18 protein-coding genes are annotated in these 24,046 nt (G+C 54.7%); 10 read left to right on the top strand and 8 right to left on the bottom strand.

Features of this window, described 5'->3' with window-relative positions:
- Positions 1-132 precede the first annotated feature (132 nt).
- Together GFC01_RS19945 and GFC01_RS05235 are read right to left on the bottom strand one after the other, a co-directional pair.
- Positions 133-1,812, bottom strand: coding sequence for a phosphatidylglycerol lysyltransferase domain-containing protein (locus tag GFC01_RS19945; RefSeq protein ID WP_152945588.1), 1,680 nt, complete (start codon positions 1,810-1,812; stop codon positions 133-135).
- Positions 1,809-2,843 (bottom strand): lysylphosphatidylglycerol synthase transmembrane domain-containing protein, encoded by a 1,035-nt coding sequence (locus tag GFC01_RS05235; RefSeq protein WP_152945587.1) that lies wholly within the window; start codon positions 2,841-2,843, stop codon positions 1,809-1,811. The genes GFC01_RS19945 and GFC01_RS05235 overlap by 4 nt, the downstream gene beginning before the upstream one ends.
- Positions 2,844-3,197: 354 nt before the next feature.
- Here GFC01_RS05235 and GFC01_RS05230 point away from each other — a divergent pair, with 354 nt between their 5' ends.
- Positions 3,198-3,848, top strand: a complete 651-nt coding sequence (locus GFC01_RS05230; protein ID WP_194174827.1) for a polysaccharide deacetylase family protein — start codon at positions 3,198-3,200, stop codon at positions 3,846-3,848.
- 4 nt (positions 3,849-3,852) lie between these two features.
- Here the strand turns inward: GFC01_RS05230 and GFC01_RS05225 are convergent, their stop codons facing one another.
- A complete protein-coding gene (locus GFC01_RS05225) occupies positions 3,853-4,671 on the bottom strand; it encodes a phosphatase PAP2 family protein (protein ID WP_152945585.1) in 819 nt (272 codons plus the stop codon).
- Positions 4,672-4,929: 258 nt separating this feature from the next.
- Positions 4,930-5,475 carry a PepSY domain-containing protein gene (locus GFC01_RS05220; protein WP_152945584.1) on the bottom strand — a complete coding sequence of 182 codons (546 nt, stop codon included), beginning with the start codon at positions 5,473-5,475 and terminating at the stop codon, positions 4,930-4,932.
- Positions 5,476-5,786: 311 nt separating this feature from the next.
- Between GFC01_RS05220 and GFC01_RS05215 the strand changes: the two genes are divergently transcribed.
- Positions 5,787-6,482, top strand: coding sequence for a response regulator transcription factor (locus GFC01_RS05215; RefSeq protein WP_341473761.1), 696 nt, complete (start codon positions 5,787-5,789; stop codon positions 6,480-6,482).
- 1 nt (position 6,483) lies between these two features.
- Positions 6,484-7,866, top strand: coding sequence for a sensor histidine kinase (locus GFC01_RS05210; RefSeq protein ID WP_152945583.1), 1,383 nt, complete (start codon positions 6,484-6,486; stop codon positions 7,864-7,866).
- A gap of 52 nt (positions 7,867-7,918) precedes the next feature.
- On the opposite strand, the gene GFC01_RS05205 is transcribed toward GFC01_RS05210, so the two are convergent.
- A complete protein-coding gene (locus GFC01_RS05205; RefSeq protein ID WP_152945582.1) occupies positions 7,919-8,392 on the bottom strand; it encodes a ferritin-like domain-containing protein in 474 nt (157 codons plus the stop codon).
- Between the two features lie 280 nt (positions 8,393-8,672).
- On the opposite strand from GFC01_RS05205, the gene GFC01_RS05200 reads away from it, so the two are divergent.
- The 5 genes from GFC01_RS05200 (at position 8,673) to GFC01_RS05180 (ending at position 17,493) form a co-directional block, all read left to right on the top strand.
- Positions 8,673-10,130 (top strand): ATP-binding protein, encoded by a 1,458-nt coding sequence (locus GFC01_RS05200; protein ID WP_152945581.1) that lies wholly within the window; start codon positions 8,673-8,675, stop codon positions 10,128-10,130.
- A gap of 1 nt (position 10,131) precedes the next feature.
- On the top strand, positions 10,132-10,536 hold the full coding sequence (locus GFC01_RS05195; protein WP_341473760.1) for a response regulator: 405 nt from the start codon (positions 10,132-10,134) through the stop codon (positions 10,534-10,536).
- Complete coding sequence (locus tag GFC01_RS05190) at positions 10,499-12,022, top strand: HD domain-containing phosphohydrolase (protein WP_207707583.1); 1,524 nt, start codon at positions 10,499-10,501, stop codon at positions 12,020-12,022. The genes GFC01_RS05195 and GFC01_RS05190 overlap by 38 nt, the downstream gene beginning before the upstream one ends.
- A gap of 74 nt (positions 12,023-12,096) precedes the next feature.
- Positions 12,097-13,893, top strand: coding sequence for a methyl-accepting chemotaxis protein (locus GFC01_RS05185; RefSeq protein ID WP_152945580.1), 1,797 nt, complete (start codon positions 12,097-12,099; stop codon positions 13,891-13,893).
- A 786-nt stretch (positions 13,894-14,679) separates the two neighbouring features.
- Positions 14,680-17,493 carry a GAF domain-containing protein gene (locus GFC01_RS05180; protein WP_152945579.1) on the top strand — a complete coding sequence of 938 codons (2,814 nt, stop codon included), beginning with the start codon at positions 14,680-14,682 and terminating at the stop codon, positions 17,491-17,493.
- 83 nt (positions 17,494-17,576) lie between these two features.
- On the opposite strand, the gene GFC01_RS05175 is transcribed toward GFC01_RS05180, so the two are convergent.
- The 3 genes from GFC01_RS05175 to panB (GFC01_RS05165) all read right to left on the bottom strand — a co-directional run bounded on the left by GFC01_RS05175 (position 17,577) and on the right by panB (GFC01_RS05165) (position 20,827).
- Entirely contained in the window at positions 17,577-18,962 is a 1,386-nt protein-coding gene (locus GFC01_RS05175) for an MFS transporter (RefSeq protein ID WP_152945578.1), read from the bottom strand.
- A 27-nt stretch (positions 18,963-18,989) separates the two neighbouring features.
- The gene (gene panB, locus GFC01_RS05170; RefSeq protein ID WP_152945577.1) at positions 18,990-19,826 is read right to left on the bottom strand and encodes a 3-methyl-2-oxobutanoate hydroxymethyltransferase; all 837 of its coding nucleotides are present in this window, start codon (positions 19,824-19,826) and stop codon (positions 18,990-18,992) included.
- Positions 19,827-19,969: 143 nt separating this feature from the next.
- Complete coding sequence (gene panB / locus GFC01_RS05165) at positions 19,970-20,827, bottom strand: 3-methyl-2-oxobutanoate hydroxymethyltransferase (RefSeq protein ID WP_152945576.1); 858 nt, start codon at positions 20,825-20,827, stop codon at positions 19,970-19,972.
- 512 nt (positions 20,828-21,339) lie between these two features.
- On the opposite strand from panB (GFC01_RS05165), the gene GFC01_RS05160 reads away from it, so the two are divergent.
- Together GFC01_RS05160 and GFC01_RS05155 are read left to right on the top strand one after the other, a co-directional pair.
- Positions 21,340-22,935 carry a methyl-accepting chemotaxis protein gene (locus tag GFC01_RS05160; protein WP_341473759.1) on the top strand — a complete coding sequence of 532 codons (1,596 nt, stop codon included), beginning with the start codon at positions 21,340-21,342 and terminating at the stop codon, positions 22,933-22,935.
- Between the two features lie 56 nt (positions 22,936-22,991).
- The gene (locus GFC01_RS05155) at positions 22,992-23,609 is read left to right on the top strand and encodes an HD-GYP domain-containing protein (protein WP_152945575.1); all 618 of its coding nucleotides are present in this window, start codon (positions 22,992-22,994) and stop codon (positions 23,607-23,609) included.
- The last annotated feature ends 437 nt before the right edge of the window (positions 23,610-24,046 follow it).

Here is a 24,046-nt window from a genome sequence, read left to right as displayed (position 1 = left end):
TCCTACCATAACATTGTTAAACCAGGGTTACGCCTGGTTTAAAAATTCAACAATGTCCCTGCCCTGTTGACAGAAACGGTAAAAAGGAAGCCCGCACAATGCCGGAGACATGCCGTAATTTTATGTAAATGGTCAGGCCAGCCGGCGTTTCTCCCGCCAGGCGCGCACGTAACTCATCAGGCTGCCCCCGGCGTTGGCCGTAACCACGGCCATGGCGATCCTGGGCAGCATCAGGGGGTGGGGGTAAACGAGATATCGGGGCTCCCAGCGGGGGCCGTATTTTTCCTTGAACCGGCGCAGGCCTTTAAACCCATAGAGCTGGTTGAAATGCCGGTAAAAGAAGTACACGGCCCTTTCCTGCAGGCTGGCGGCGGGGTGTCCACCCACTCCGGCCAGGGGGCAAAGCCCCAGGTTGAAGCTATCAAAACCATGTTCCCGGAAATGCTCGATCAGGGCAACAAAAAGCAGGTCCATCGGGCCGCTTTCCCCTTCCCGTCGGCGCATCAGATCTATGGTGCCTTCATTGCGCCTGTATTCCGGAATGATATTGGCGAAGGCCTGCACCCGGCCCCGGTCATCCCTGACCACCATCACCGGGCAGGCACGGATGTAGGCCGGGTCGAACCAGCCCAGGGAAAACCTTTTCTCGCCGCCTTTTTGCATCTTAAGCCAGTGATCGGAAACTTCTTTCAGTTCCCTTAAAGTTTCTTCCCCCAGGGGCGGCATCAGCAGGTGGGTGGAAAAACCTTTGCGCAGCATGCGGTTTACCGTCTGCCGCAGGCTTTTCCTTTCGCTGCCGGCCAGGGTGAACTGGTGCAGGTCCACCACCGCCTCTTCGCCTATTTTTAAGATGTTGTAGCCGTTTGCCTGGTAGACGGAAAGATAGTCGGGCAGCACCTGGTAAAAGGCCGGGTGCCAGTCGTTGTTTGCGCAGAAGGTAGTGAATTCTTCTATAAGGTGGGGGATATCGTCTTCCGGTCCCACCGGGTCCCCCAGCACCACGGCCACATTGCCCACCAGGGCATAGGCCACAAAACTCTTCTGTGAAAGGCTGAAATGGTAAATCTTATCGGGCAGCAGGGTCAGGTGCACCAGGGAGGAATGGCCGTACCTTTCCACGATTGAAGCGGCTTTTTTCCGTTCCGATACCAGTACGGTGCGGCGGTAGACCACCGGGCGCAGAACCATATATAATCCGTAGAACAGGCCACCCACCTGGATGATGGCCAGGGAATCCATAAACCAGCGGGCCAGGCGGGTGGGATGGGCCAGTTCCGGTGTGGCCAGCCAGGCCAGATAAGCAATGGTCTGGGCGGAAGCTTCAGGCAGGTTGAAATGCTGGTGAAAATGCCTGTCCAGCAGGTAAAAACCAAACAGGCCGTACAGGTAAGTGAACAGGGTGACACCGGCAAAAACAGCCAGGCCGTGACGCACCGACGGGGGGTCGCTGGCGGCGGTGAAGCGGGGTTTTAAGGCCAGCAGCAATAATAGAAGGCCCAGGTTGGATGCCGCCTGGCCGAAATGCAGCCCCCGCAGCAGGTTGGCGGCGGTGGAAATGAAAAACATGACCACGACAATACGCCAGGCCAGTATCTTTCGCCTGCCCAGGCTCCAGGACAGGAACAGCTGTACCGTCCCGGCAATAACGCTGAAGAGCCAGCTGCCCCGCAGGACCACCCAGGGCAGGAAGTGTTTCAGCCAGATATAACGGGCCGGGTGATGCACGAGCCAGGCGGTTAAGATGTTGCCCAGGCCCGTCAAACCCACCAGGAAGGCGGCCAGATAGTGCAGCCGCGGTGAACAGTTGCTCACCACTGTTTCACCGTCCGTTTAAAAGAGATGAAACCGCCGAGCACGGGCAGCCACAGGCTGATGGCCCGGTAGATGAAAGTGACCAGCACCGCCTGTTCCAGGGGAACCCCTGTGGAGGCGTAGGCGGCAGTCATGGCCCCTTCCATCAGGCCCACGCCCTGGGGGGTGATGGAGATAATCATGAACAGCACTCCCACGGCGTAGCCGGTGATCAGGCGTCCCGGGCCGGGACCGCAGCCGAAAGCCAGGAAAAGGGCCTGCAGTTGCAGCAAGCCTATGCCTTCCACCAGCATGGCATGGGTTGCGGCCCGGAGCAGGGCCGGCCGGTTTTTGACCATGGCCTGCAATGCGGCCGAGAGCCGGCCGGCGATTTCCTCTGTTTTTTTCTCCCAGCCCGGGGTATGGGGCTTCAGTTTCCGGAACAGGCGTCCGGCGATGCGGGACAGCCGGCCGGCCAGCGCTGCAAAGAGGGTGGGCTTAAAGCCCAGCAGGAATAAAAGAAAAATAAGGATGCCAGTTCCGGCAGCCAGCAAAGCGGCGGCCGCCAGTTCATATGGTTGCAGGTTGCCCCTGCCAAACAGGTAGAAAATGGCCAGGAACAATATAACCAGGAAGGCCAGGTAATCAAAAATAAAGAAGATGACATTGGCCAGCGTTGCCCGGGCCGTATCCAGGCCCCGCCTTAGAGCATCGTAAACCAGAAGGCCCGTTCCGGAAATGGTTCCCCCCGGGACAACGGCTGAAACGAAGGCGGCGGACATGGCCAGCCTGAACATATATCCAAAGCTTACCGGTAGCTTAACCATCCGGTAAGCGGCATGATACAGGGCGCTCAGGTTGATCAGGAAGAGTCCCTGCAAAAGGATGGCCACGGCAATCCACCCCCACCGGCTCTGTTGTAGTGTGTGCCGGATTGCTGTGGTCTGCCCCAGGTGCAGGGCCACAGCGGCTGCGGCAAAAAACAAAATGAGCACGTAAATTAACCTGGGCAGGGAAATGAGGGAGGGAAGGTCTTTTGCCCGGCCGGACATATGATATAACCCTCCGTCTGGCAGCTTTTGAAATGCTTAAGGGTAAAAAAGTTTCAATCAACCCGCTTCAGACACGGCGTTGTCCCGCTCACTCTACAGCGATGCGTAAGATGCGCCCCACGGGAACAATGTAGCTGGCTCTATAAGCTGTTGCTTTTTTAGTTAAATATTACATGTCCCTTTCCGGTATAATTTCCAGCTCTTCTTTAGTTTAAGTCAAATGTCTCTTATGTAAAATAGCATTAAATTAATTTTCACATCAGGTGAAATATAATGTCCGGGGCCAGGTTAATTTACCTGTTATTACTGGTGATCTTATTTCTGGTGTGCTATGCGCACCAGGGGAGGGGGGTTATGAGCAGCCTTGAGAAGCAGGCGGTGATCACCCATGTGACCACCGGCGAAAAGTTGATTGCCCTCACCTTTGATGATGGTCCCGATCCCCTCTATACCGACAGGATACTGGCAGTGCTGGAAAAATACCATGCCCGGGCCACCTTTTTTGTGCTGGGGCAGCACGTCCAGCAATACCCCCACCTGGTGCGCCGGGAAATAGCCGCCGGCCATGAGGTTGGCGTGCACGGCTACCGGCACGTCTTCCTGACCAGGCAACCCCTGTATATCACTTTAAGCCAGCTGAAACGGTCGGAAGAACTGATTGTGCAAGCTACCGGTTACCGCCCGGTCTACTTCCGGCCGCCCTTTGGGTTTTACAACCCCGTGGTGTTGAAGGCGGTTATGGACAGGGGTTACCGGGTGGTTCTCTGGACGCCGGAAATGGACCCCCGGGATTATACCGATCCCGGCGTCCAGGTAATTGCCCGGCGAATTATCAGCGGCGCCAGAAATGGGGATATCGTCCTGCTCCACGACCATGGCGGCGATCGCACGCAAACAGTGCAGGCTCTGGAACAGATCCTGCGGGTTCTTGGCGCCAGGGGCTATAAATTTGTAACGCTGACGGAATTGCTGGAAAATGGTAAAAGTGAGCACATCCCCGCATAAAACGTTATGATGCGGCGGGAGTGTTCCTCTTCCTGCCGGTTATTTTTAGCGCCAGTACGGACAGGGTCAACCAGATGCTGCCGGCCATAAACCCGCCCAGCACATCGCTGGGATAATGCACCCCCAGATAAATGCGGCTGATGCCGATGGAAAGGATGAGCAGGGCAAAAAAGCCGCTGATAAGCCAGCGCAGGCGGCATGGGGGCAGGTAAGTCCAGGCCAGGTAAGCGATGGACCCGAAAAGGGCCATGCTCACCGTGGCATGTCCGCTGGGGAAGCTGTAGCCGGAGGCGTGCACCAGCTGGTCCATGGCGGGCCTGGGACGCCGGAAGGCCCATTTTAACAGTTCGTCCAGCAGCCAGCTGCCGGTGGTGGCCAGGGCTATGAATAACGGTTTCAGCAGCGGTCGCCGCAGAAGGAGCAGGGCGGTAACTGCGGCTGCTGTTATAACCGTCACCGTGCCGGGATAGCCCAGGAAGGTAAAACCTTTCATTACTGTCGTTAAGGGCAGGCTGGTATGGTGCCGGACCAGGTGGGTAATGAAGGTATCCAGGGTCTGGACCTCGTGGAATGCCACATCTTCCGCCAGCTGGTAGAAAAGCAGGGTTAGAATGCCGGATAGCAAAAGGCCGCGAAACAGCCCTGTGGCCAGTTCTCCCGGCAATCCGGTGCGTGTGGCCAGCGGGGCGGCGATTGTGGTTTCCAGTTGCCGCAAATAATGGATGATCAATGATAGTTCCTCCCGTCTATTGATCAGAATATAGACCATAATGATTTTACAGGCAAGGGCCAGGGATAAAAATATGGCTGCCCGGACATGCATTATTTCCTTTCCTCCGGATGCAGTAAAGTTTCAGGAAGAAGGGCGGCACCCTTTTGAAGGGTGCCGCCCCCATGCCATGGTATGGGAAGCGGGATTCTTCTTAAAAGTTGGTTCGGCCAAGGCGTGGTGTTGTTCCACTCACTCTTTGGCTTCCGCGCCGAGCACACGCCTTTTACTCAACATTTACGATGCTTCTTCGGCGGCACGGGTTTTATCCCGTGCCGCCCTTATCTATGTTAAGGGTTTGATCAACCCGTCCTACTGTTCCAGTTGTTCGCCGTCGTTATCTGTTCCGGTAGCGCCTTTTTCCACCTCATGGGCCTGATTGCCGTGGTCATCCTCACCCGTTTCCTGAGCCAGTACCTGCCCGTTGCCCGCGTCCACCTTTACATCCGTAAGCCCCTTTGCCGTCTGTATTTCCACACTGTACACCACATTGCCGTTTTCGTTGTCCAGGGAGACACCGGTCACCTTGCCGGCTACGGCCTTTAAGGCGCTGGATTTGGCCTGTTCCGCGGATATTTTGGCCAGCGACTGCAGGGAAGCATTTTCCGCCGCTTCGTTATCCCGTCCCTTTTCCGTGTTGTCATTGCCGGTATCCGGCATCTGAATAGAGCTGGTGTAGGCCGGCTTTTGTTCATTTTGTTGTTGCTGGCTGCCGGATTGGGAAACAACGGCTGCCGGCTGGCCCGTGGGTGCGGCGGTCTGCGCCGCCCGGGCCTGATATGCGCCCAGTCCGGTGGCGGCTCCCAGGAGCAGCATGCCCGAGGCCACGCAGGCCAGTGCTTTCTTATTTACCTTCATTTGTAATTCCCCCTTGTTTCTTTAAAATAGATTTGATGATTTACTTGCCCAGCCAGTTGTTATGGCACATCGTTTACCATCTTTACAAATGTTGGTGGCCAGCCCGAAAACGTGGCACCACTTTTATCCGCCCGGTTTACCGGTCATGGTATCTCCTCCTTTGCCTTTGATGCCGGAATGTTTTTCCGGCCTGCTAAAAATGTAAACCGGTAATCTTGGAAATTCATTAAAAGCCCCTTAGAAATGGATTAAAATAAGTTCTAAGGATTCTTTAATTTTTTTCCGGTAAAATAAGCGGGGTGAGTTGTGCCGTGGGTGAGCAGGATAAAACCCGTATCCTGGTGGTTGAGGATGAAACCAGCCTGGCCCGTTTTTTACAGCTGGAACTGAACCATGAGGGCTATGCGGTGGAAACGGCCCGGAATGGTTACGAGGCCCTGGGCCGGATCAGTGAGGGCCGGTGGGACCTGGTGCTCCTGGATCTGATGCTGCCGGGAATGGATGGCCTGGAGGTTTGCCGGCGGATCCGGGAGCAGACGGACGTGCCCATCATCATGCTGACAGCCCGGGATGCCACCGAAGATAAAGTGAAAGGCCTGGACACAGGGGCCGACGATTATATCACCAAACCATTTGCGGTGGAGGAATTGCTGGCCAGAATCCGGGCACACCTGCGCCGGGCCGGTACGTTCCGGCGGGAGGGAAACAAACTGATCATCGGGGATCTGGTCATTTGCCGGGATACTCGCCAGGTCACCCGGGCCGGCCGGTTTATTTCCCTGACCAGGCGGGAATTTGATCTTCTTTCTTACCTGGCCGAGAATGCCGGCCTGGTTTTAAGCAGGGAAACCATCCTGGACCGGGTATGGGGGTTCGATTACTACGGGAATACCAATGTGGTGGACGTGTACATACGCTACCTGCGGGCCAAGATAGACGAGCCCTTTCCCACGCGGCTGCTGCACACCGTGCGGGGTGTGGGCTATACGTTGCGGGAGGATAAATAACATGCGCTCCATTACCTGGCGGTTGACCCTATGGTACGCCGCAATTTTAATGGCCATCCTGTTTATCTGCGGTGTGGCGGCCTTCTGGGTTATGCGCCATTTGCTCCTGACCGAGGCGGCCCGGGAAGTGGAGGCGGCAGTGGCCGCCGTGCAAAAGTTGACCAGTCCTGTGCACGAAAACAGGGAGGAATTTAATCATGTGGACCTGGACGATCCGGAGCTGACGGCCCAGGACGAAAGCGGAACCATATGGTTGCAGATTACGGCTCCCGATGGACGGGTGCTGAACAGTTCCCGGGCCCTGGGGAATGACGTTCTGGCCCCCGGTTACATCGGGCCGCCGGTAATCACCCGCTTGCGCGGGCAAAAAGTGCTCCTGGCCGGGGCTGAACTGGCGGGCGGCGCCCTGGTCCAGGTGGCCCGTCCCCTGAGCAGGGAAGAAAACTTTCTGAAGACCCTGGCCGGTGTTCTCGGGTTGCTGGCCCTGGGCGGGGTGGTCCTGGCCGTGGCCGGGGGGTGGGTGATTGCCCGGGCCGCCTTAAGACCGGTGCAGGGTTTGATCCGGACGGCCCGGCAGATCAGCACCACAGATCTCAGCCGGCGCATAGCCCTGCGCGGTCCCCGGGACGAGCTGTATACCCTGGCCCAGACCTTTAACCAGATGCTGGACAGGCTGGAGCAGGGGTTTCGCAGCCAGCAGGAATTTGTGGCCGCCGCCTCCCATGACCTGCGCACACCCCTGACGGTATTGAAAAGCTATACCGGTTTGCTGAACCGGTGGGGAAAGGATGACCCGGCAGTGGTGGAGGAATCCGTCCAGGCCATGACCAAGGCGGTGAGTGTCATGGAGAGGCTGGTCAACGACCTTTTACTCCTGGCCCGCATGCAGGCCGGGCCGCCCCTGAGAACCACACCGCTGCCCCTGGATGAACTGGCCGGGGAGACGGTACAGGAGGCCGGGGTGATCGCTAAAGAGGTGACGGTGAAACTGGGCCCGGTGGAGCGGGCGGTGGTGGCTGCCGATGAGTATTACCTGCGCCGCGCCCTGTGGGCACTGGTGGACAATGCCATCAAATACAACCGGCCCGGGGGCGAGGTTGTGGTCGGTGTGTCCGTGGCTGAAAATAAAAGGGAGGCCGGCATTTTTGTGGCCGACAACGGGCCGGGTATTGACGAAAGGGAATTGCCCAGGATATTCGACCGGTTTTACCGGGGCGACCCATCCCGCAGCCAGGGAAAGGGTTTCGGGCTGGGCCTTTCCCTGGCCAGGGAAATAGTGGAGGCCCACGGCGGGAGGATCCTGGTGGAAAGCCATCCCGGGCGGGGCAGCCGCTTCACCATCCTGCTGCCGCTGTGGCAGCAGGAAGCAATGACAGCACAATAAAATATTTACCGGGATAAAAAAATCCGGCTGCCGCCGGTGAAAATGGAGGATTTCAGGAGTTTAGGGAGAAGGGATATGCGGAGGCCGGGCGCACTTTCTGGATGCCCAGGGCCTTTTCCAGATCGATGGCGTGTTCCTGTTCCACCACCACAATGTTTCTGATTTTTTGTGCCGAGTCGTACAGGTGCAGTGCTTCCAGCTGTTCGATGCGCTGCAGGTAGCGGCGGATGGCGTCGTATTCCGCCTGCAGGTCCTGGCGCAGCATTTCCACATTATTCAAAGAGGTGAGCCTGGTGGCCACTTCCACCGTGGGTATACCCCCCAGGTATTGAATCAGGTCGCTGATAATCACGGCGTGTTCATGCTCCTGCCGGGCGTGCTCCAGCAATTCCTGAATGACGTATGAATACTCGGGGCCGGTAAGCATGCTGGCGTGCTGGACGTACTGGATCAGGGCGGCATACTCCCAGGACAGGTCCAGGTTTAGGCCGCTGATAATCTGGTCCAGTTGCTGCTGGCTGGCCAAAGGTATCACTCCTTTCCGTTTCCTGTTATATCTTATGAACCCATTTCTGTTCCGGCCACCGGAGGGGAAATAGATATTTTCCGGGAAAGGGCCAGCAGGATAATTTTCATTCGAAAGTTGTTCAGGCCCAAAGAACATAACGGGCAACTGTGCCTTTTCCTTATACCGGCAGCAGATCTGCCGGGTGGCCTTGTAACCGGTTACTTATCTATTTAATGTTAAAGAAATCCTGCCCGGAAGAGGTCCGCGGGCGATTTTTTCTTTGCGGGGGAGATGAAAAGTGCGCTTTCTTTTCCAAAACCCCAGCCGTTTGCTGGTTTTCGTTCTGGTCTTGACCATCCTTCTTTTTGCCGGCCACACCGTCTGGTTGCAGCGGAAGATGAACGAAATGTCCTCGCATTATTTCGCCATCGGCAAGGAAGGCTACCAGGTGCTGTTCGAAGTGGAAGCCCTGGAAACCTGTCTTCTGGATATGGAAACGGGCGTGCGGGGATACCTGCTCACCGGGGAAAAGGATTTTCTGGAGCCGTACAATGGAGGAAAAAAAGAGATAGACCGGCATTTTTCCACCCTCTTTTCGCTCTTTCCGCCGGGGTCGCCGGCGGCCCGGAAACTAGAGGAAGTGAAAAACGACGCGTATCTCTGGCTGGACCGGGTTGGTGATCCGGGCGTCTTGCGCCGGGAGGAGGTTGACGGCCGGTTGAGCCCGGCGCAGCTGTCGACACGGGAAAGGGAGGGAAAGAAATTAATGGACCGCCTGCGCGGTGAGATCGACCAGCTCGTAGAAATCGTCCAGGCCGACCGCCAGAGCCGTCTGGCCAGTATTTATGACCTGCACCGGCGCGTGAGCAGGCAAATTTATTATTCCACGGGCCTGGCTGTAGTTGTGATGGCCATGCTGGGCGGTTTTCTTTACCAGCGCCTGGAGATAATCGAGGAAAACAACCGGCTCCTGGCCGAACAGAAAGAACGGCTCAACCACCTGGTGGCGGAGCTGGAAACCGCCTCCCGGCTGAAATCCGAATTCCTGGCCAACATGAGCCATGAGCTGCGCACCCCTTTAAACGCGGTGATTGGTTTCGCCCAGGTGCTGCAAAAGCAATTTTACGGCCCGCTGACGGAGAAGCAAAAAACCTACGTGGAATACATTCTCACCAGCGGGCGGCACCTGCTGGACCTGATCAACGATATCCTCGACCTTTCCAAAATCGAGGCCGGGAAGATGGAACTGGATTTAACCACCCTCTCCCTGCCGGAGATTTTCCAGAACAGCCTTTTAATGGTACGCGAAAAGGCAAAAAAACACGGCATCGAGCTTTCCTGGTCGGTGGCGGAGGACGTGCCGGAAATCACGGCGGATGAGCGGAAATTAAGGCAGGTTATTTACAACCTCCTGGCCAACGCGGTAAAATTCACCCCCGCCGGGGGAAGGGTGGCTTTGGATGCTCACCTGGCGGCCGGTTCCGGGGAAGAAGAAAGGGAGCGGTATGTGGTAATCAGTGTATCCGACACAGGGATCGGCATTCCCGCCTCCGAACAGGAACGCATCTTCCAGCCTTTCGTCCAGGCTGAGGGAGGTTACAGCCGCAGGCACGAAGGTACCGGGCTGGGCCTGGCGCTGGTGAAAAGGCTGGTGGAGCTCCACGGCGGCCGGGTCTGGGTGCAGAGCGCCGGCGTGGGGAAGGGAAGCACCTTTTTTGTCAGACTGCCGGTGAAGCAAGGGGAAACGGAGGGGTAACGTGAAGATATTGATCGTGGAGGACAACGGGGTAAACCGGGTGCTGCTGCGGGACATCCTGGCGCTCCTGGATGGGGTGGAAATTTTCGAGGCTGCCGACGCGGAGAATGGTATAGCCCTGGCCCGCACCAAAAAGCCGGATCTGGTCCTGATGGACCTGCAACTGCCCGGCCTGGACGGCATCGCGGCCACCCGGATTTTAAAGGACGCGCCCGAGACCAGGAAAATCCCGGTGGTGGCGGTGAGTTCTTATGCCTTCCCCCGGGAGAAAAATGCTTTTTTCGAGGCGGGGGGCGACGCTTATTACACCAAGCCCCTGAATGTGGATGAAATTCTAGAGGTGGTTGAAAGGTACCGGGGAGGTGGCGGTGCCCGTGGAACAAAAGGCGAAAATCCTGGTCGTTGACGATGATCCGGTAAACCGCGCGCTCCTGGAGGCCATGCTGGCACCTCTGGGTTACGAGACCATCCCGGCCGCCGACGGCGAAGAGGCCCTGCAGCAGGTGGCGCGCCAGGCGCCGGACCTGATACTGCTGGACGTGATGATGCCGCGGCTGGACGGTTTTGCCGTCTGCCGGCAGATCAAAGGCAACGAGGCCACCCGCTTCATCCCCGTGCTCCTGGTTACCGCCCTGAATCAGCCCGCCGACCGGATCATGGGTATAGAAGCCGGGGCCGACGACTTTTTGACCAAGCCGGTGGACGAACTGGAACTGAGCGCCCGGGTACGTTCCCTCCTGCGGGTGAAAAAATTAAACGACCAGCTTCTGGACGCCCACGCCCACATCAACGACCTGGCCGCCCAGACGGGCAGGCTGCTGAAGATCTTCGACCCCCTGGGGTTCATCCTGGAGAGCGGGCTGGCGGAACTGTTGCGGGAAACTCTCTTTAAAGACCCGCAAAAGGGGCCGGAAGCTGTCCTGGTGGGGATGCGGGACGCCCGGGGGAACTTTACCGGTTGGCTGTACCGGGAAAAGGAAGCGGGAAAAGGGAGCTGTGCCGAGCCGGTTGTGCTGAAGCTGCCGGGTATTTGTTGCCAGGAGCAGGATATCCTTTATTCCAACTGGACGGAAACGGCGGGCAGCCTTACCGAATACCAGTGTCATTTTGACCCCCTGATCTTACAACGCCTGGGGCCGGTGCGCAATTTTGTCGCCTACCGCAGCGACCCCCTGGTCATGCTGGCCTTTAATTACCGGCAGCCGGTGGGCCGGTACGTGGCGGATATCTTCCGCAGCCTGATGACTTACAGCCATTTTTTGAAACTTGTTTCCGACCAGATCAAAGAAGTGGAGGACGCCTTCCTTTACACCGTGGGTGCCCTGGCCCGGGCGGCCGAAGCCAACGACGAGGAGACGGGGAACCATATCCTGCGGGTTGGGGCTTTTGCCCGGCTGCTGGCGGAGGAACTGCGCTGTCCGGAGCCCTTTGTCAGGACCATTTCCTACGCCGCCCAGATGCACGACGTGGGGAAAATCCACATCCACCCCGACATTTTACGAAAGCCGGGCCGGCTTACGCCGGAAGAATGGGAAATTATGAAGCAGCACACCGTCTACGGGGCCGTGATCCTGGGGGATTCCCCGCGGCTGGCCATGGCCCGGGAAATTGCCCTGGGCCACCACGAAAAATACGACGGCAGCGGATATCCGGCGGGCCTGAGAGGGGAGGCCGTCCCTTTATCCGCACGGATTGCGGCCCTGGCCGACGTTTACGATGCCCTGCGCCACAAGAGGAGCTACAAGCCCGCCTTTTCCCACGAGGAAGCCAGCCTGATTATCACCGAAGGGGACGGCCGCGTGGAGCCCGGTCATTTCGACCCTGACGTACTTCGCGCTTTCCAGAGAATTGCACCGGCTTTTGAAGAAACATACGAAAGCTTGAAGGATTAGGGTTGGCACACAGCCCGGAGATAAATTAAAATGTTTTTTTAAGGAAAAATCTTGCGAAAGGAGAAACCGCATCCATGGCTCAAAAAAACTGCTGGGAAGTGGAAAAATGTCCTGAGGCCACGCGGCAGGCCTGCCCGGCCTTTAAAGAAAACCGCGGCACCGAGTGCTGGAAGGTGACGGGCACCTTGTGCCGCGGCGAAACCCAGGGTACCATGGCCGAAAAGATCGGCCAATGCCGGGATTGCGCCTATTACAAATCAGTCAACCGGGTCCGTTACAGCATCGGGGTGAAGTTGGCCGCCGGGTTCGGACTGGTCCTGTTGCTACTGGTGACCACCGCGGCGGTTACCCTGTTGGGCCTGAACCGCACAGAAAGTGCCTATCTGGCCGTGATCAACGGGGAAGTCCGGGCAGCTTTGGAAGCCGACCGGGCACTGGTCCTGGCCCAGAAGGCTGCCATTGGCGTCCGGGGCTACGCTATAACCGGGGCAAGCCAGGAAAAGGACAACTGCCGGCAGGCCCTGGAGCAGGCCGAAAAACAGCTGGCCGTCCTGGAAGCCTGTTTGGAAGGAGATGAACTGAAGGCGGTTTACCGGGATATGCAGGCGAAATTCAAGGAAGCAAAGGCGGCTATGCTGGGCCTGATCGCGCTTAAAGACAAAAGCCTGGAGTTGGCCGCGGCCGGTAAAGACAACCGGGATGCCGAGGTGGCTGTAGGGGAGTGGGTTAAACAGAATGGAGGGAAAATCAGTGGATTTCTGGCAGCTACCGAAGACCTGAACCGGCAGCTTTCCGGTCGGGTGCAGGCGGAAACCGGTCGGGCAGGAATTAACGTGGCCCGCACCCGAAGTGCGGCTGTCCTCATGGCGGGAATGGCCATTTTGATAGGCACGGCTTTTGCCATGTACATTACCCTGAAAATCCGGCGGCCCATACTTCTCCTGGAGGCACGCTCGGCAGAGATAGCGGCAGGTGATTTCACCGGCCAGGATCTGGTGGTGCATAATCGGGACGAAACTGGTCGGCTGGCCGCCGCCTTTAACGAAATGGCGGAAGTTCTGCGGGACGTATTAAAACGTTTGGTGAGCAGTTCCGATCAACTGGCAGAAGCAGCCGGTCAGTTGAATGCCGGCGCGCAGCAAGTGGCGTCTGCTGCCAACGATACTACCACGAATATTACCCAGGTGGCAGATGGTACTCAGCACGCTGCTCGGATGGTTCAGCAGGTGGCTGAAATGGCCAGAGAGATGGCCACTCATGCCGAGAAGGGACAGGTAGCTGCTGAACGGGCGGAAAAGCAGATCCGCGTCACCGGGGAAGTAACGGAACAAATCGGCACCGTGGTTGGCAGTCTTCAGGTGGCTTCCGGTCAAATTTCCCAGATCGTTGCTCTTATTACCGGGATTACCGATAAAACTAATTTACTGGCCTTGAATGCGGCTATCGAGGCGGCCCGGGCCGGTGAACATGGACGGGGCTTTGCCGTGGTGGCCGAGGAAGTAAGGAAGCTGGCCGGCCAGTCTTCTCAGGCGGCAGAGGAAATCGGAGAGATTGTGAGGGGAATCGAAAACGAAATCAGCCAGGTGGTTGCCGCCATGGCCGCCGCTAGACAGGAAGCGGACCGCAGCCTGGAGGTGGTTGCCGAAGCGGGAGGCGCATTCCGGGAAATTAACCGCCGGGTGGGCGAAGTGGCGGAAAAAATGCAAGATGCGGCAGCTGTGGTTCAGGAGATCAGTGCTTCGGTGGAAAATGTGGCCGCAGCCAGTCAGGAACAAACGGCTACAGTCGAGGAACTGAGTGCCGCGGCTGCCGGCTTGAATGAGCTGGCCGAATCATTAAAGGCCCTGGCTGCCCGCTTTCGCTTTGCTTGAGCGCCTTCCATCTGTAGAAATACAGGGTCGTACGGGGCCGTTTTCCACCGGGGGTGGGAAACGGCCGCTATGGTGATGGAATTAAAGAAGGATCTCGGAAACCAAAAATAACCAACAATACCTGGCCAGTACTACAGCGTAACTTATTACTACAGCGTAACTTCATCCCATGAACTTTAACAATTACCAAGAGCAACAGCCTCTTTTGCCGTAGCGGTGAGAAACGACACATTTGCATATTTATTTTAAAGGTAAGTTTTCACTGAAATCGGTGGTTAATGCAAAGGCACGGCGTTGTCCTTAAGCGAACGATCCGGCACTCACCAAAAATTACTTTGCTTCTGCTGCCAGGTTTCACACTGATACCACAGTACTACTAAGATCTTATACGCCAGTGAGTGCCGGACGAAGCGCCGGTAACAGCACCCGGCGAGCGGAGGTTGCCCGGCACTCAACTGTTTTCCTGCTTCTAAGCCGATGAGCTACAGCAACGCGAACAACTGTTCCTATGGGCGATTATGTCCTCCATTGAGTGCCGGGCTCCCGAGGACGCCAACGGAAATCGTCTTTAGAAACGTGACAGAATCACATCGGGCAAAAACAATAAGAAAGCATAGTAAAAGTAACGATGGCAATCCGAAAGACGAGCCAGAGCCGGCCCGAAGCTCGCTGTGGTGCGCATCTTACGCGAAAGCCAAGGAGTGAGCGGGACAACGCCGTGCCTGCACCGGTTTCATTGTATAATTACCAAATTATTTCTGCCAGAAGGCTCAGGGGTGAGCGTTAATGAATACCGCGAAACAAACAGACAAGCAGTTAAAGCAATATCACATGCTGATTCATCTAGGACAGGAACTGATCTCCAGCCTGGATCTAAAAACCGTTTTATCCCTGATCACAAAGTACGCCACCGAATTATTGAACGCGCACAGTTCAGTTCTGTTACTGAGGGATGATTTTACCAAGGAAACGACATACGTGTCTGTTTACAATGTTACCGAGCAACTGCTACAAAAAAAGCTTTTGTCCTCGGAAAGCTTGGGCAACCAGATAATTGAAAATAAAAAACCGATGGTATTAAACGATTATTCCCGGTATCCCCGCCGGGTCGCCCTGCTGGAGCAGTACAATATCAAGGCGGTAGTCGGTGTTCCCATAATTTGGCAGGAACAGGCGATCGGGGCTTTAAACGTGCATACTACCGATCCTGATCAACAATTCAATGAGGACGATATCAATTTATTGATGGCCTTTGCCAATTATGCCGCTATTGCCATTATCAACGCAAAGTTATATACCAAAACAAATCAGGAACTGCGTCACATCAGAACAATAAATGAAATATCACTCATTTCAAATAGCGATTATACCATAAATGAGCTATTAAGTTGGCTAATAGATAAAATCAAGTCATTATATCCGGAAAATGATTATATACTCATGGTACGTAACCCTCTTTTGGGTTCAATCAACCATGTTTCAAGCAAGGCCCTGCCCCCAGAGCAAATTCTGCAGCTAAAGAAATTCGCCGACCAAAACATAATCAAACAATTAAAAGATACTCAATCCATCTCAACAATCGGCCTTTTTTGCGGCTCATCCAATATATTGGCTTTTCCTTTGATTCGCAAACAAAAATTATTAGGTTATCTATTTTTATTAAATGACGATCCCGATAAAGAAACCATTCGGATTATAGAAAGCATAGCGACGCATATCTCCATCACCTTAGAAAACGCCCTTCTGCATATTCAGACCAGCAGCGATTTAAAACGGCTTATAGATGAAACAAATTCATTAAATTATGCGATTCGCAAAATTACCGAGTCATCTTTAAAAGAGGATTTAAATGAACAGATACTCAACCTAGCCCTGTTTTTGACCAAAGCCCAAAAAGGATGCTTTTTTTTGTATTTTCCCGAACAGAATTGTTTTAAACCTAACTTATCAATAAATATGCCGGAGATAGTAAAATGTAAACTGTCACAATCATTGGCCGAATTTTATAATTTATTTTCCATGTCAAAAATATTAATGCCAAACCAAATAAACCTTTCTGAATTTAGTATGTTGACTATGTTGACTAAGGATAATGGTCTGATAAATCCATATATTCTTCCTTTAATCTTTCAGGATCAATTAATCGGCGCCCTGGTGATAGATACTGAACAAGGACACATCCCCAGCAATAACCTGGTCATAATGCAAATCTTTATGGATATTGCGGCCATAGTAATGAAAAACGCGGAATTATATCAAAACGAAAAGAGAACAGTCAAAGAATTGAGAAATTTTAGCCAGCAACTACTGGAGACTCAAAAACTACTGGAAAACGCATTTAATATCCATAACGAACTTTTACACCAGGTCCTGAATAACAATACAATCAATGAAATAGCCAGTACAGTTCATCAACATACCGGCTGCCCCCTCCTGATTGAAGACGGCGCAGGCAACGTGCTGGCTGAATATCCCAACCAGCACGGCTTTGACACCATCTACGACAAAAGGAATGATCCGGAATTTATCGACTTTTATCACGAACTGATGGAGAAAAAGACACCCCTTTCTCACCATGAAACGGAAGATATTATGCGCCACACGGTGCCTTTAATCGCCGGGGACAAGATCGTCGGCTTTTTGTCTATATTTGCCGGTACTCACGGTTTCACCCTGTTGCAAAAACATATCGCCGAGTCATCGGCCCTGGCCTTTTCACTGGCCATAGCAAATGCAAACCGTGCACTTGAAGTGGAGCAATCTTTGAAAGGTGAAATTTTGGAGGCGCTGATTGATGAAAAATACCAGCAGCGGAAAGACGACCTTTTGTACCGGGCCAACTACCTGGGCTTGAGCAACGATACCAACTACCGCTTATTAATTATTGACTACTCCGATGACCGGCACTCCCGTCCCCCCGTGGACGGCGATCCGGCGGAGCCGATTTTCCTTGAAAAACGGCTTATTGCCGAATCGCTGGCTGCGGTATCCCACAAAATGCCAGCCAAATTCATTTTTATGAACAGCCCTGAAGGAATTGTCCTGGCTTACCCGTCCGGGGAACATTCCAGAGAAGAAATAGCGAGATTGTTATCCCTCTTTATGGATGACTTTTATTCGCGCTACACAAAAAAGTATTCATTCGTCGTCGGGGTGAGCACTTTATTAACCGACCTCCTGGACTTCCGTAAGGGTTTTCTGGAGGCGTGCCAGTGCATCACCATCGCACGGTTATACAAACACCTGAATAAGCCGCTGTACTTCGACGACACAGGTTTGCTGGGGTTTTTGTTCCACGAGGAAAACAGGCAACTGCTGACCACTTTCGTTACTAATCAAATCGGACCGTTAATAAGGCATGATAAAACAAATAACCTGTGTCTCGTGGATACATTGGAATGTTACCTTGATAACAATTGCAACCTGGCCGATACGGCCGGGAAACTGTACATCCACGTGAACACGCTCAAATACCGTTTGAAGAAGATAAAGGAGCTGACCTCCATAGATCTAGGCAGAACTGATCACCGCGTGAACATGTACGCGGCATGCAAAATGTACCGGATTCTTTTGCAAAACAACAGTATTAACGCCCTTTAAAAAACGTATAACGGCGGGTTCCCGGTGCTGAAAATGCGGGAACCCGCCATTGTTGTTGTAGACGCTTACCTGTTTTCCCGGTTTTACACGCTGATTTTCTCCAGCACCTCACCCTTCGTTTCCGGTCCGAGAATAAGCACCAGCAATGCGGCAATCACAAAACTGATGGCGCCTAAGCTGAACACACCGGCGTGGCCCACGGCGTTAACAATGTAACCTACCACGATCGGTCCAGTAATTGCGCCGATCCGGCCAAAGGCCGAGGCGAACCCGGCGCCGCTGGAGCGCGCCCTGGTCGGGAAAAGTTCCGGCGTATAGGCGTACAGGCAGCACCACATGCCGAAGGTGAAGAAGTTCATGCCGAATCCGGCGAGAAACAGCGTGGTTATGTTCGCCGTGGCATGGCCGTAAACGTAGGCCAGCACCGCGCTCATCACCAAGAAGATGGCCGTCGTCGCCTTGCGCCCGATTTTCTCCAGCAGGGCGGCCGCCGCCAGGAAACCGGGGATGCCGCCGACGGTAATCAGCGTAACGAACCCCACCGATTTGACAATGGACATACCGGCCTGGTTCAAAAGCACCGCCACCCAGGAGGTCAGGCCGAAGAATCCCATCAGGGCGAAGAACCAGAGGCCGAAGGCCATGAAGGTGCGTTTAATATAAAACCTCTGGAACAACACGGTCACCGGGAGCACCTTTTGGTGTACATCGGTTTCCACCTGTTGCGGCTCAGGCAGGGGTCTGCCGTAACGTTTTTCCACTTCCTGTTCAATGGCGGTCATCACTTGTTCCGCTTCCTTAAACCGTCCCCTATCGTACAGCCAGTGCGGCGATTCGGGAAGATGACGCCGGACGATAAGTACCACCAAGGCAAGCAGGCCGACGCAAACGAAGACCCAGCGCCAGTTGGCATATTTCAGCAGGAAGAAGGAGATGGCACCAGAGCACACGAAACCCACAGCCCACATCCCTTCCATCCAGGCGATATACTTGCCGCGCACGCTGGCCGGTACGAATTCCGAAACCATCGCCTGGGCCACCGGGGCCTCACCCCCCACACCCGCCCCGATCAGCACTCTGAACACCATCAGTGCCCATACATTCCATGAGGTGGCGGCGAGAAGACTGGCGATCCCCCAGATAATCATCGTGATCTGGAAGGTTTTCTGCCTGCCCCAAAGGTCGGACATAGTACCAAAGATAACATTGCCGATAAGCTGACCGAGATAGGTCATGGAGGCGAGAAAACCCACTTGAATTGTGTTTAAGTGGAAGGTTTCAATAATCGATCCCAGCAGAAACGTCAGTAGAGCCACATCCACCTGATCGGCCAGCCAGGCCGTGGCAATCACCGCAAATAATTTATTCTGGTACCCGGTTAAGGGTAGCCTTTCCATCCGGCCGGGAATATTGATCCCGACGGTGCTTTTCCGGTCGTCGACAGGCAGAGAACTTTCCGGGACAGCCATGCACGACCCTTCCTTTCTGCCAAATTTCTATTCTTTTAGCTTATGACAGATGATTCTTTCCCGCGCGCGGTATACGTGCTCCGGTCCGGGATACCGGCCTTCCCGCACATCTCTGACGAAACACTTGAACGCTTCAACAAATTCTTCCCTGGCATGGCAGTATTTTTTCACAAATTTCGGCACCCGTCCTGGGGTAATACCCAACAAGTCGAAAGAAACCAGTCCCACACCATCGCACTTTCTCCCGGAACCGATACCAATGGTGGGTATTGACAGTTCCTCAGTAATGCATGCGGCCGTTTCTTCGGTTACGGCGTCCAGCAACACGGCATAAACTCCGGCTTTTTCCACCTCCCTGGCCACTTTCAACAGTTCCGCCGCCTGCTCCCTGGTCTTACCCTGTGCTGTGCAGTGGACCAGATCGCTCAACCGTTTGGGATTCAAGCCGATATGTCCCATAACCGGTATCCCCAGAGCGCTTGCCTCCCTGATCAGGCTGACCGCCTCGGCTCCGCCTTCTATCTTTACCGCCTGTACGCCGGTTTCAGCAAAAACCGTCTCCAGCCGGCGCAGGAAGTCACCCCGCTCCATTTGCAGCATGGAAGCCGGTAGATCCAGCACCACTTGAGCACGATCGGCAGCGCGGGAAACGGCCCTGGCGTGATACACCATTTGTTCCACCGTTGTTGAAGTGACGTGGGATTCGCCGTACAAAAGCATGTTCACGTCGTCGTTGACCAGCAAAATATCGATTCCGGCCTGATCCGCCGCCTGGGCGGTGCTGAAGTCATAGACAATGGACAGGGTGATCTTATTCCCGCTTGACTTTTTTTGTATCAGGTAAGCCGCATCGACACGAGCCATGGTAACCGTTCTTCCTTTCAGTCCGCACCTCCCCACAGCGGCGCGGCATCAATTTTCCGCATAGCCGGATGGATAGTGCAACATTTTTGCCGCAAAAGGGATATCCCCGTAGGGTCAGGAATATCCCTTTTCTCACCAGCCAGCTATTTGACCAACTCTATAAAGCGCTCATACTCTCCTGGTTTCATGTGCACGTCATGTTTTGGCTCGGGATAAGACCGGGTGAGCACATCGTTCTTGTATTCGCTGTAAACCCGCTCCAGAACTTCCCGCAGGTTTACGTAAACCTTGGAGTGCCTGGGCAGGAAGCGATCATAAAGGTTGAACATATCTGCGCCGACGATATGCACACCGTCGCAATACGGCCCGGCACCCAAGCTGATCACTGGGATGCTCAGTCTTTCAGTAATATATTGCCCTAATTCGGCGGGCACCACTTCCAGCAACAGCGCAAAGCAGCCGGCATCCTCCATGGCCAAGGCGTCATCCACCAATCGCTTGGCGGCTTCCGCCGTGGTGCCTTGGGCGCGGAAACCCCCAATCTGGGTTACGCGCATGGGGGTCAGACCAATGTGTCCCATGACCGGGATTCCGGCCCGAACGATGGCCTTGATGTTTTCCGCCGTGTACTTGTCCCCTTCGCACTTCATCCCGTCGGCGCCGCCCTCACTGACCAGGCGCCCGGCGTTCCGGATGGCCTCTTCCTTGGAAATGTGGTAAGACATGTAGGGCATGTCCGCCAGTACCAGAGCGTACTTGGTTCCTCGGGCTACCGCCTGGGTAAGGACCAGTTCCTCGTAAAAGGGCACGGTCAATGTTGTTTCCCGCCCAAACAGGGTCATGGCGCCGGCGTCGCTGGCACAGGCGATGTCTATGCCTATTTTGTCCGCCGCCAGGGCGTTCGGGTAGTCGGGGATGCCAGCCATTACAATCATTTCCTTATTGGCCTTTTTTCTCTGCAGATCGGGAATGGTTACCTTTTTTCTGACATTTTCCGCCATGGGCAAAACCTCCTTGTTGGATTTTATGAGTATTATAAAATTATGACTAATTATTGTCTATGTCTATAATAGACATAACTATACGTTAATTATTGTCTAAAAGGGACAATAATAGGACCGAGATGAACTTTTAAAAAGGAATTTTAGAGTATTTGTAGAAAAAAGTACCTGGAGCTTATGAGCAGAAGGTGATTTTTTAATGATGCTACAGACCCTGTTAAAACAAATGTTCGGGGGGGGGGGGGTAAATATCCTAATATTTACATAATTTCCCATTTCGAAGATGGTGAACCTTTTTTCCCCTTTCCATACTCCCGCCTGCATTCTCCGCCATAATTCCTTCCCGGCTCTATTTGACAGCTCTCCGTAAACAAGCGTAAATGTCCGCCAAAGCCCTAAATTTAATATCCGAGGCACGGCAGTCTTTAGGGCTGTCCTGCTGATCATGCTGCCCGGGCGATTGTAAAGCTGTAGCCCATTCCAACAAGTAATTATGAAAGGAGTTATTTGTCGTGCGCCTGAATATCATGGGGAAGCTCATGCTCGGCTTCGGAGCGGTTCTGTTGTTGATGCTGGGCACATGCTTATTTCTAATAATGCAAATGAGAAGCATGAACAATGATTTCACCGGCTTAATCAAGTTAAAGGCTTACGCCTATGGCGAGTCAAACGATGCCCTGGCCCATTATAATGCGGCGGCGGCTTATTTAAGACAGTACATATTGACCCGGGATGAAGACCTGGCCAGCAGGTACCAGCAATCCGTAAAGGATGGAGACGATGGGCTGGAAAAGGTTGCCCCTTTGCTGGAAAGGGCGGAAGCAAAGGACCTTTTGCAGAAATTCCAGGCGCAGGCAGCCGATTTCAAACAATACGGCGACCAGGTAATCTCCCTGATCAAGGCCAGTAAATCAGCCAGTGAAGCCGACCGGGTGAAAATTGAAGAGCAGCTGGCACAGCATCACCAGTCCCATAGCGGTGTGGTTCGCAACCTTACCGGCGCCGGTACGGCCTTTGCCGATTTTGAAAAGCAGGTTCTGGACGATGGCGCCGGCCGGACCGCATCCAGGGCAAACCGTGCCATTGCCATATCGATAATCCTGGTGGCCGTCACCATTGTGCTGGGTCTGCTTGTGGCTTTTATCATTGCCCGGATGATTACGGCCCCCATACGCCTGGTGGATGCCGGGGCGGCTAAAATTGCCGCCGGCGACCTCAGCGGGGAAGGCATTGATCTTAAAACGAAGGATGAAACCGGCCGCCTGGCGGAATCTTTCAATACCATGCTGCACAATTTAAAGGAGATTGTCAGGCACCTCCAGGAAAAGTCCGATACCCTGGCCTCTTCCGCCTCGGAACTCTCCGCCAGCGCCCAGAACGTTTCCGCCGGAGCCAGCGAAACCGCCTCCACCATCAGCCAGGTGGCCGGCACGGTGGAGCAGGTCACCGGCAATGCCTCGCATATCGCCGGGATGGCCGAGCAGGCCGCCGTCCATGCCCGGGAAGGCAGCGAAGGCATCCGGAATATCAGGATGCAAATGGACGCCATCCAGCAGGCTGCCGCCGGCACCGGGGAAGTCATCCGGAACCTTTACGAAACCACCTCCCGGATTACCCAGATAGTGGAGCTGATCACCCATATTACCGACCAGACCAACCTGCTGGCCTTGAATGCCGCCATCGAGGCGGCCCGGGCCGGTGAACACGGGCGGGGCTTTGCCGTGGTGGCTGAAGAGGTGCGCCAGCTGGCCGAGCAGTCCGCCGGGGCGGCCAAAGAGATCTACGCCCTGATCACCACCATTCAGCAGGAATCCCAGAAGGCCGTCCAGAGCATGGAGATGAGCGTTGCCAGGGTGGAAAATGGGGTGCAGGTGGTGGAAGAGGTGGGGCTGACTTTTGAAAGGATCATCGAGGCCGTCCAGAAACTGGCGGGGGAAATCCGGGAAGTGGCGGCAGCGGCCGAAGAAATGTCCTCGGCGGTCCAGAATGTGGCCGCGGCGGCCGAGGAGCAGACGGCGGCCATGGAAGAGGTCTCATCCACCACGCAAAACCTGGCCGGCCTGGCCGGGGAACTGGACACCCTGGCCGGGCATTTCAAGCTGGCCTGAGAATCCCGCAGGCATATCCTGAAACAATTATTGTTCTTCCCTTTAGAGGTGTTTCCATGAAATCGACAGTGATCCACGCAGCCCTGACGCTCATCCGGATCATGGAGGCCCGGTTCAAGGAAGCCTCAGAGCATTCCCAGCGGGTGGCCGGCTACGCCCTGGTACTGGCCAGGGAACTGGGCATGTCCGGGAAGGAACAAGAGCGGGTCTACTTATCAGGCCTGCTGCACGACATAGGCAAGTTGGGCATTGATAGCTCCATATTGTTAAAGCCGGGCAAACTTACCGCTGCGGAGTGGGAAGAAGTTAAAAAGCATCCGGTATATAGCTATGAAATTCTCTCAGCCATCCCGGGAATGGACCTGATCAGCCGGGCGGTCCTTTACCACCACGAACGCTACGACGGCTGCGGGTACCCGGCCGGCCTGGCCGGGGAAGACATTCCCCTGGAGGCGCGCATCTTGGCGGTGGCCGACAGTTTTGACGCCATGACATCCAACCGGGCGTACCGTCCCAGGATGCCCCGGGAGGCAGCAGTCAAAGAACTTGAGCGCTGTGCCGGCACCCAGTTTGACCCGCAGCTGGTGGAAATATTCTGCTACCGGGTGGTTTGCGGTGGAGCGGATTTTCAACCCCACCGGCTGGCCGGGGATGTCCTGGCAACTCTGAAATAATCGTCTGGGAGCAAAAACTACGATTTGTTTTTTAAAGAATTATCTTTTTTGCTTTGTACCTTATGTATGGCCACCTATCCCCGGAGCGCTCGGGATATAAGCGACCTGGTTCAGTTTACCGACAGCGCCCTGTATCAGGCCAAAAGGGAGGGCCGTAACCGGCTGCAAACGGCTACGGGTGATATGTAGCCCATCTTTAAGCTCTGTAGCAGCAGGGGTGGTTGAGCTTTTGATTGCATTGTGGTAACATGTTATGTAACAGGAGGTGTTGCATAATGGACAACGCCCGTATGGTTCATATCAGGTTACAAAAAGCATCGTCGCGCAAATGGAACAACTATTGAAAATTCTCGGCATGAGCCGCAACGAATTTATCGTCCAGGCGGTTGCGGAAAAAATGGCCCGCGAAACACGGCTCAGGGGGTGGCGGGAAACCC

This window comes from Desulfofundulus thermobenzoicus, assembly GCF_009428905.1.
GTDB lineage: Bacteria > Bacillota > Desulfotomaculia > Desulfotomaculales > Desulfovirgulaceae > Desulfofundulus_A > Desulfofundulus_A thermobenzoicus.
Note: the sequence above shows the minus strand (reverse complement) of the source record. Positions and strands in the feature narration are given on the sequence as shown.

Bases quoted from the DNA above. Each gene is read 5' to 3' on its own strand.
- GFC01_RS05235 (WP_152945587.1), bottom strand. From the start codon at position 2,843: ATGTCCGGCCGGGCAAAAGACCTTCCCTCCCTCATTTCCCTGCCCAGG.
- GFC01_RS05230 (WP_194174827.1), top strand. From the start codon at position 3,198: ATGAGCAGCCTTGAGAAGCAGGCGGTGATCACCCATGTGACCACCGGC.
- GFC01_RS05225 (WP_152945585.1), bottom strand. From the start codon at position 4,671: ATGCATGTCCGGGCAGCCATATTTTTATCCCTGGCCCTTGCCTGTAAA.
- GFC01_RS05220 (WP_152945584.1), bottom strand. From the start codon at position 5,475: ATGAAGGTAAATAAGAAAGCACTGGCCTGCGTGGCCTCGGGCATGCTG.
- GFC01_RS05210 (WP_152945583.1), top strand. From the start codon at position 6,484: ATGCGCTCCATTACCTGGCGGTTGACCCTATGGTACGCCGCAATTTTA.
- GFC01_RS05185 (WP_152945580.1), top strand. From the start codon at position 12,097: ATGGCTCAAAAAAACTGCTGGGAAGTGGAAAAATGTCCTGAGGCCACG.
- GFC01_RS05180 (WP_152945579.1), top strand. From the start codon at position 14,680: ATGAATACCGCGAAACAAACAGACAAGCAGTTAAAGCAATATCACATG.
- GFC01_RS05175 (WP_152945578.1), bottom strand. From the start codon at position 18,962: ATGGCTGTCCCGGAAAGTTCTCTGCCTGTCGACGACCGGAAAAGCACC.
- panB (WP_152945577.1), bottom strand. From the start codon at position 19,826: ATGGCTCGTGTCGATGCGGCTTACCTGATACAAAAAAAGTCAAGCGGG.
- panB (WP_152945576.1), bottom strand. From the start codon at position 20,827: ATGGCGGAAAATGTCAGAAAAAAGGTAACCATTCCCGATCTGCAGAGA.
- GFC01_RS05155 (WP_152945575.1), top strand. From the start codon at position 22,992: ATGAAATCGACAGTGATCCACGCAGCCCTGACGCTCATCCGGATCATG.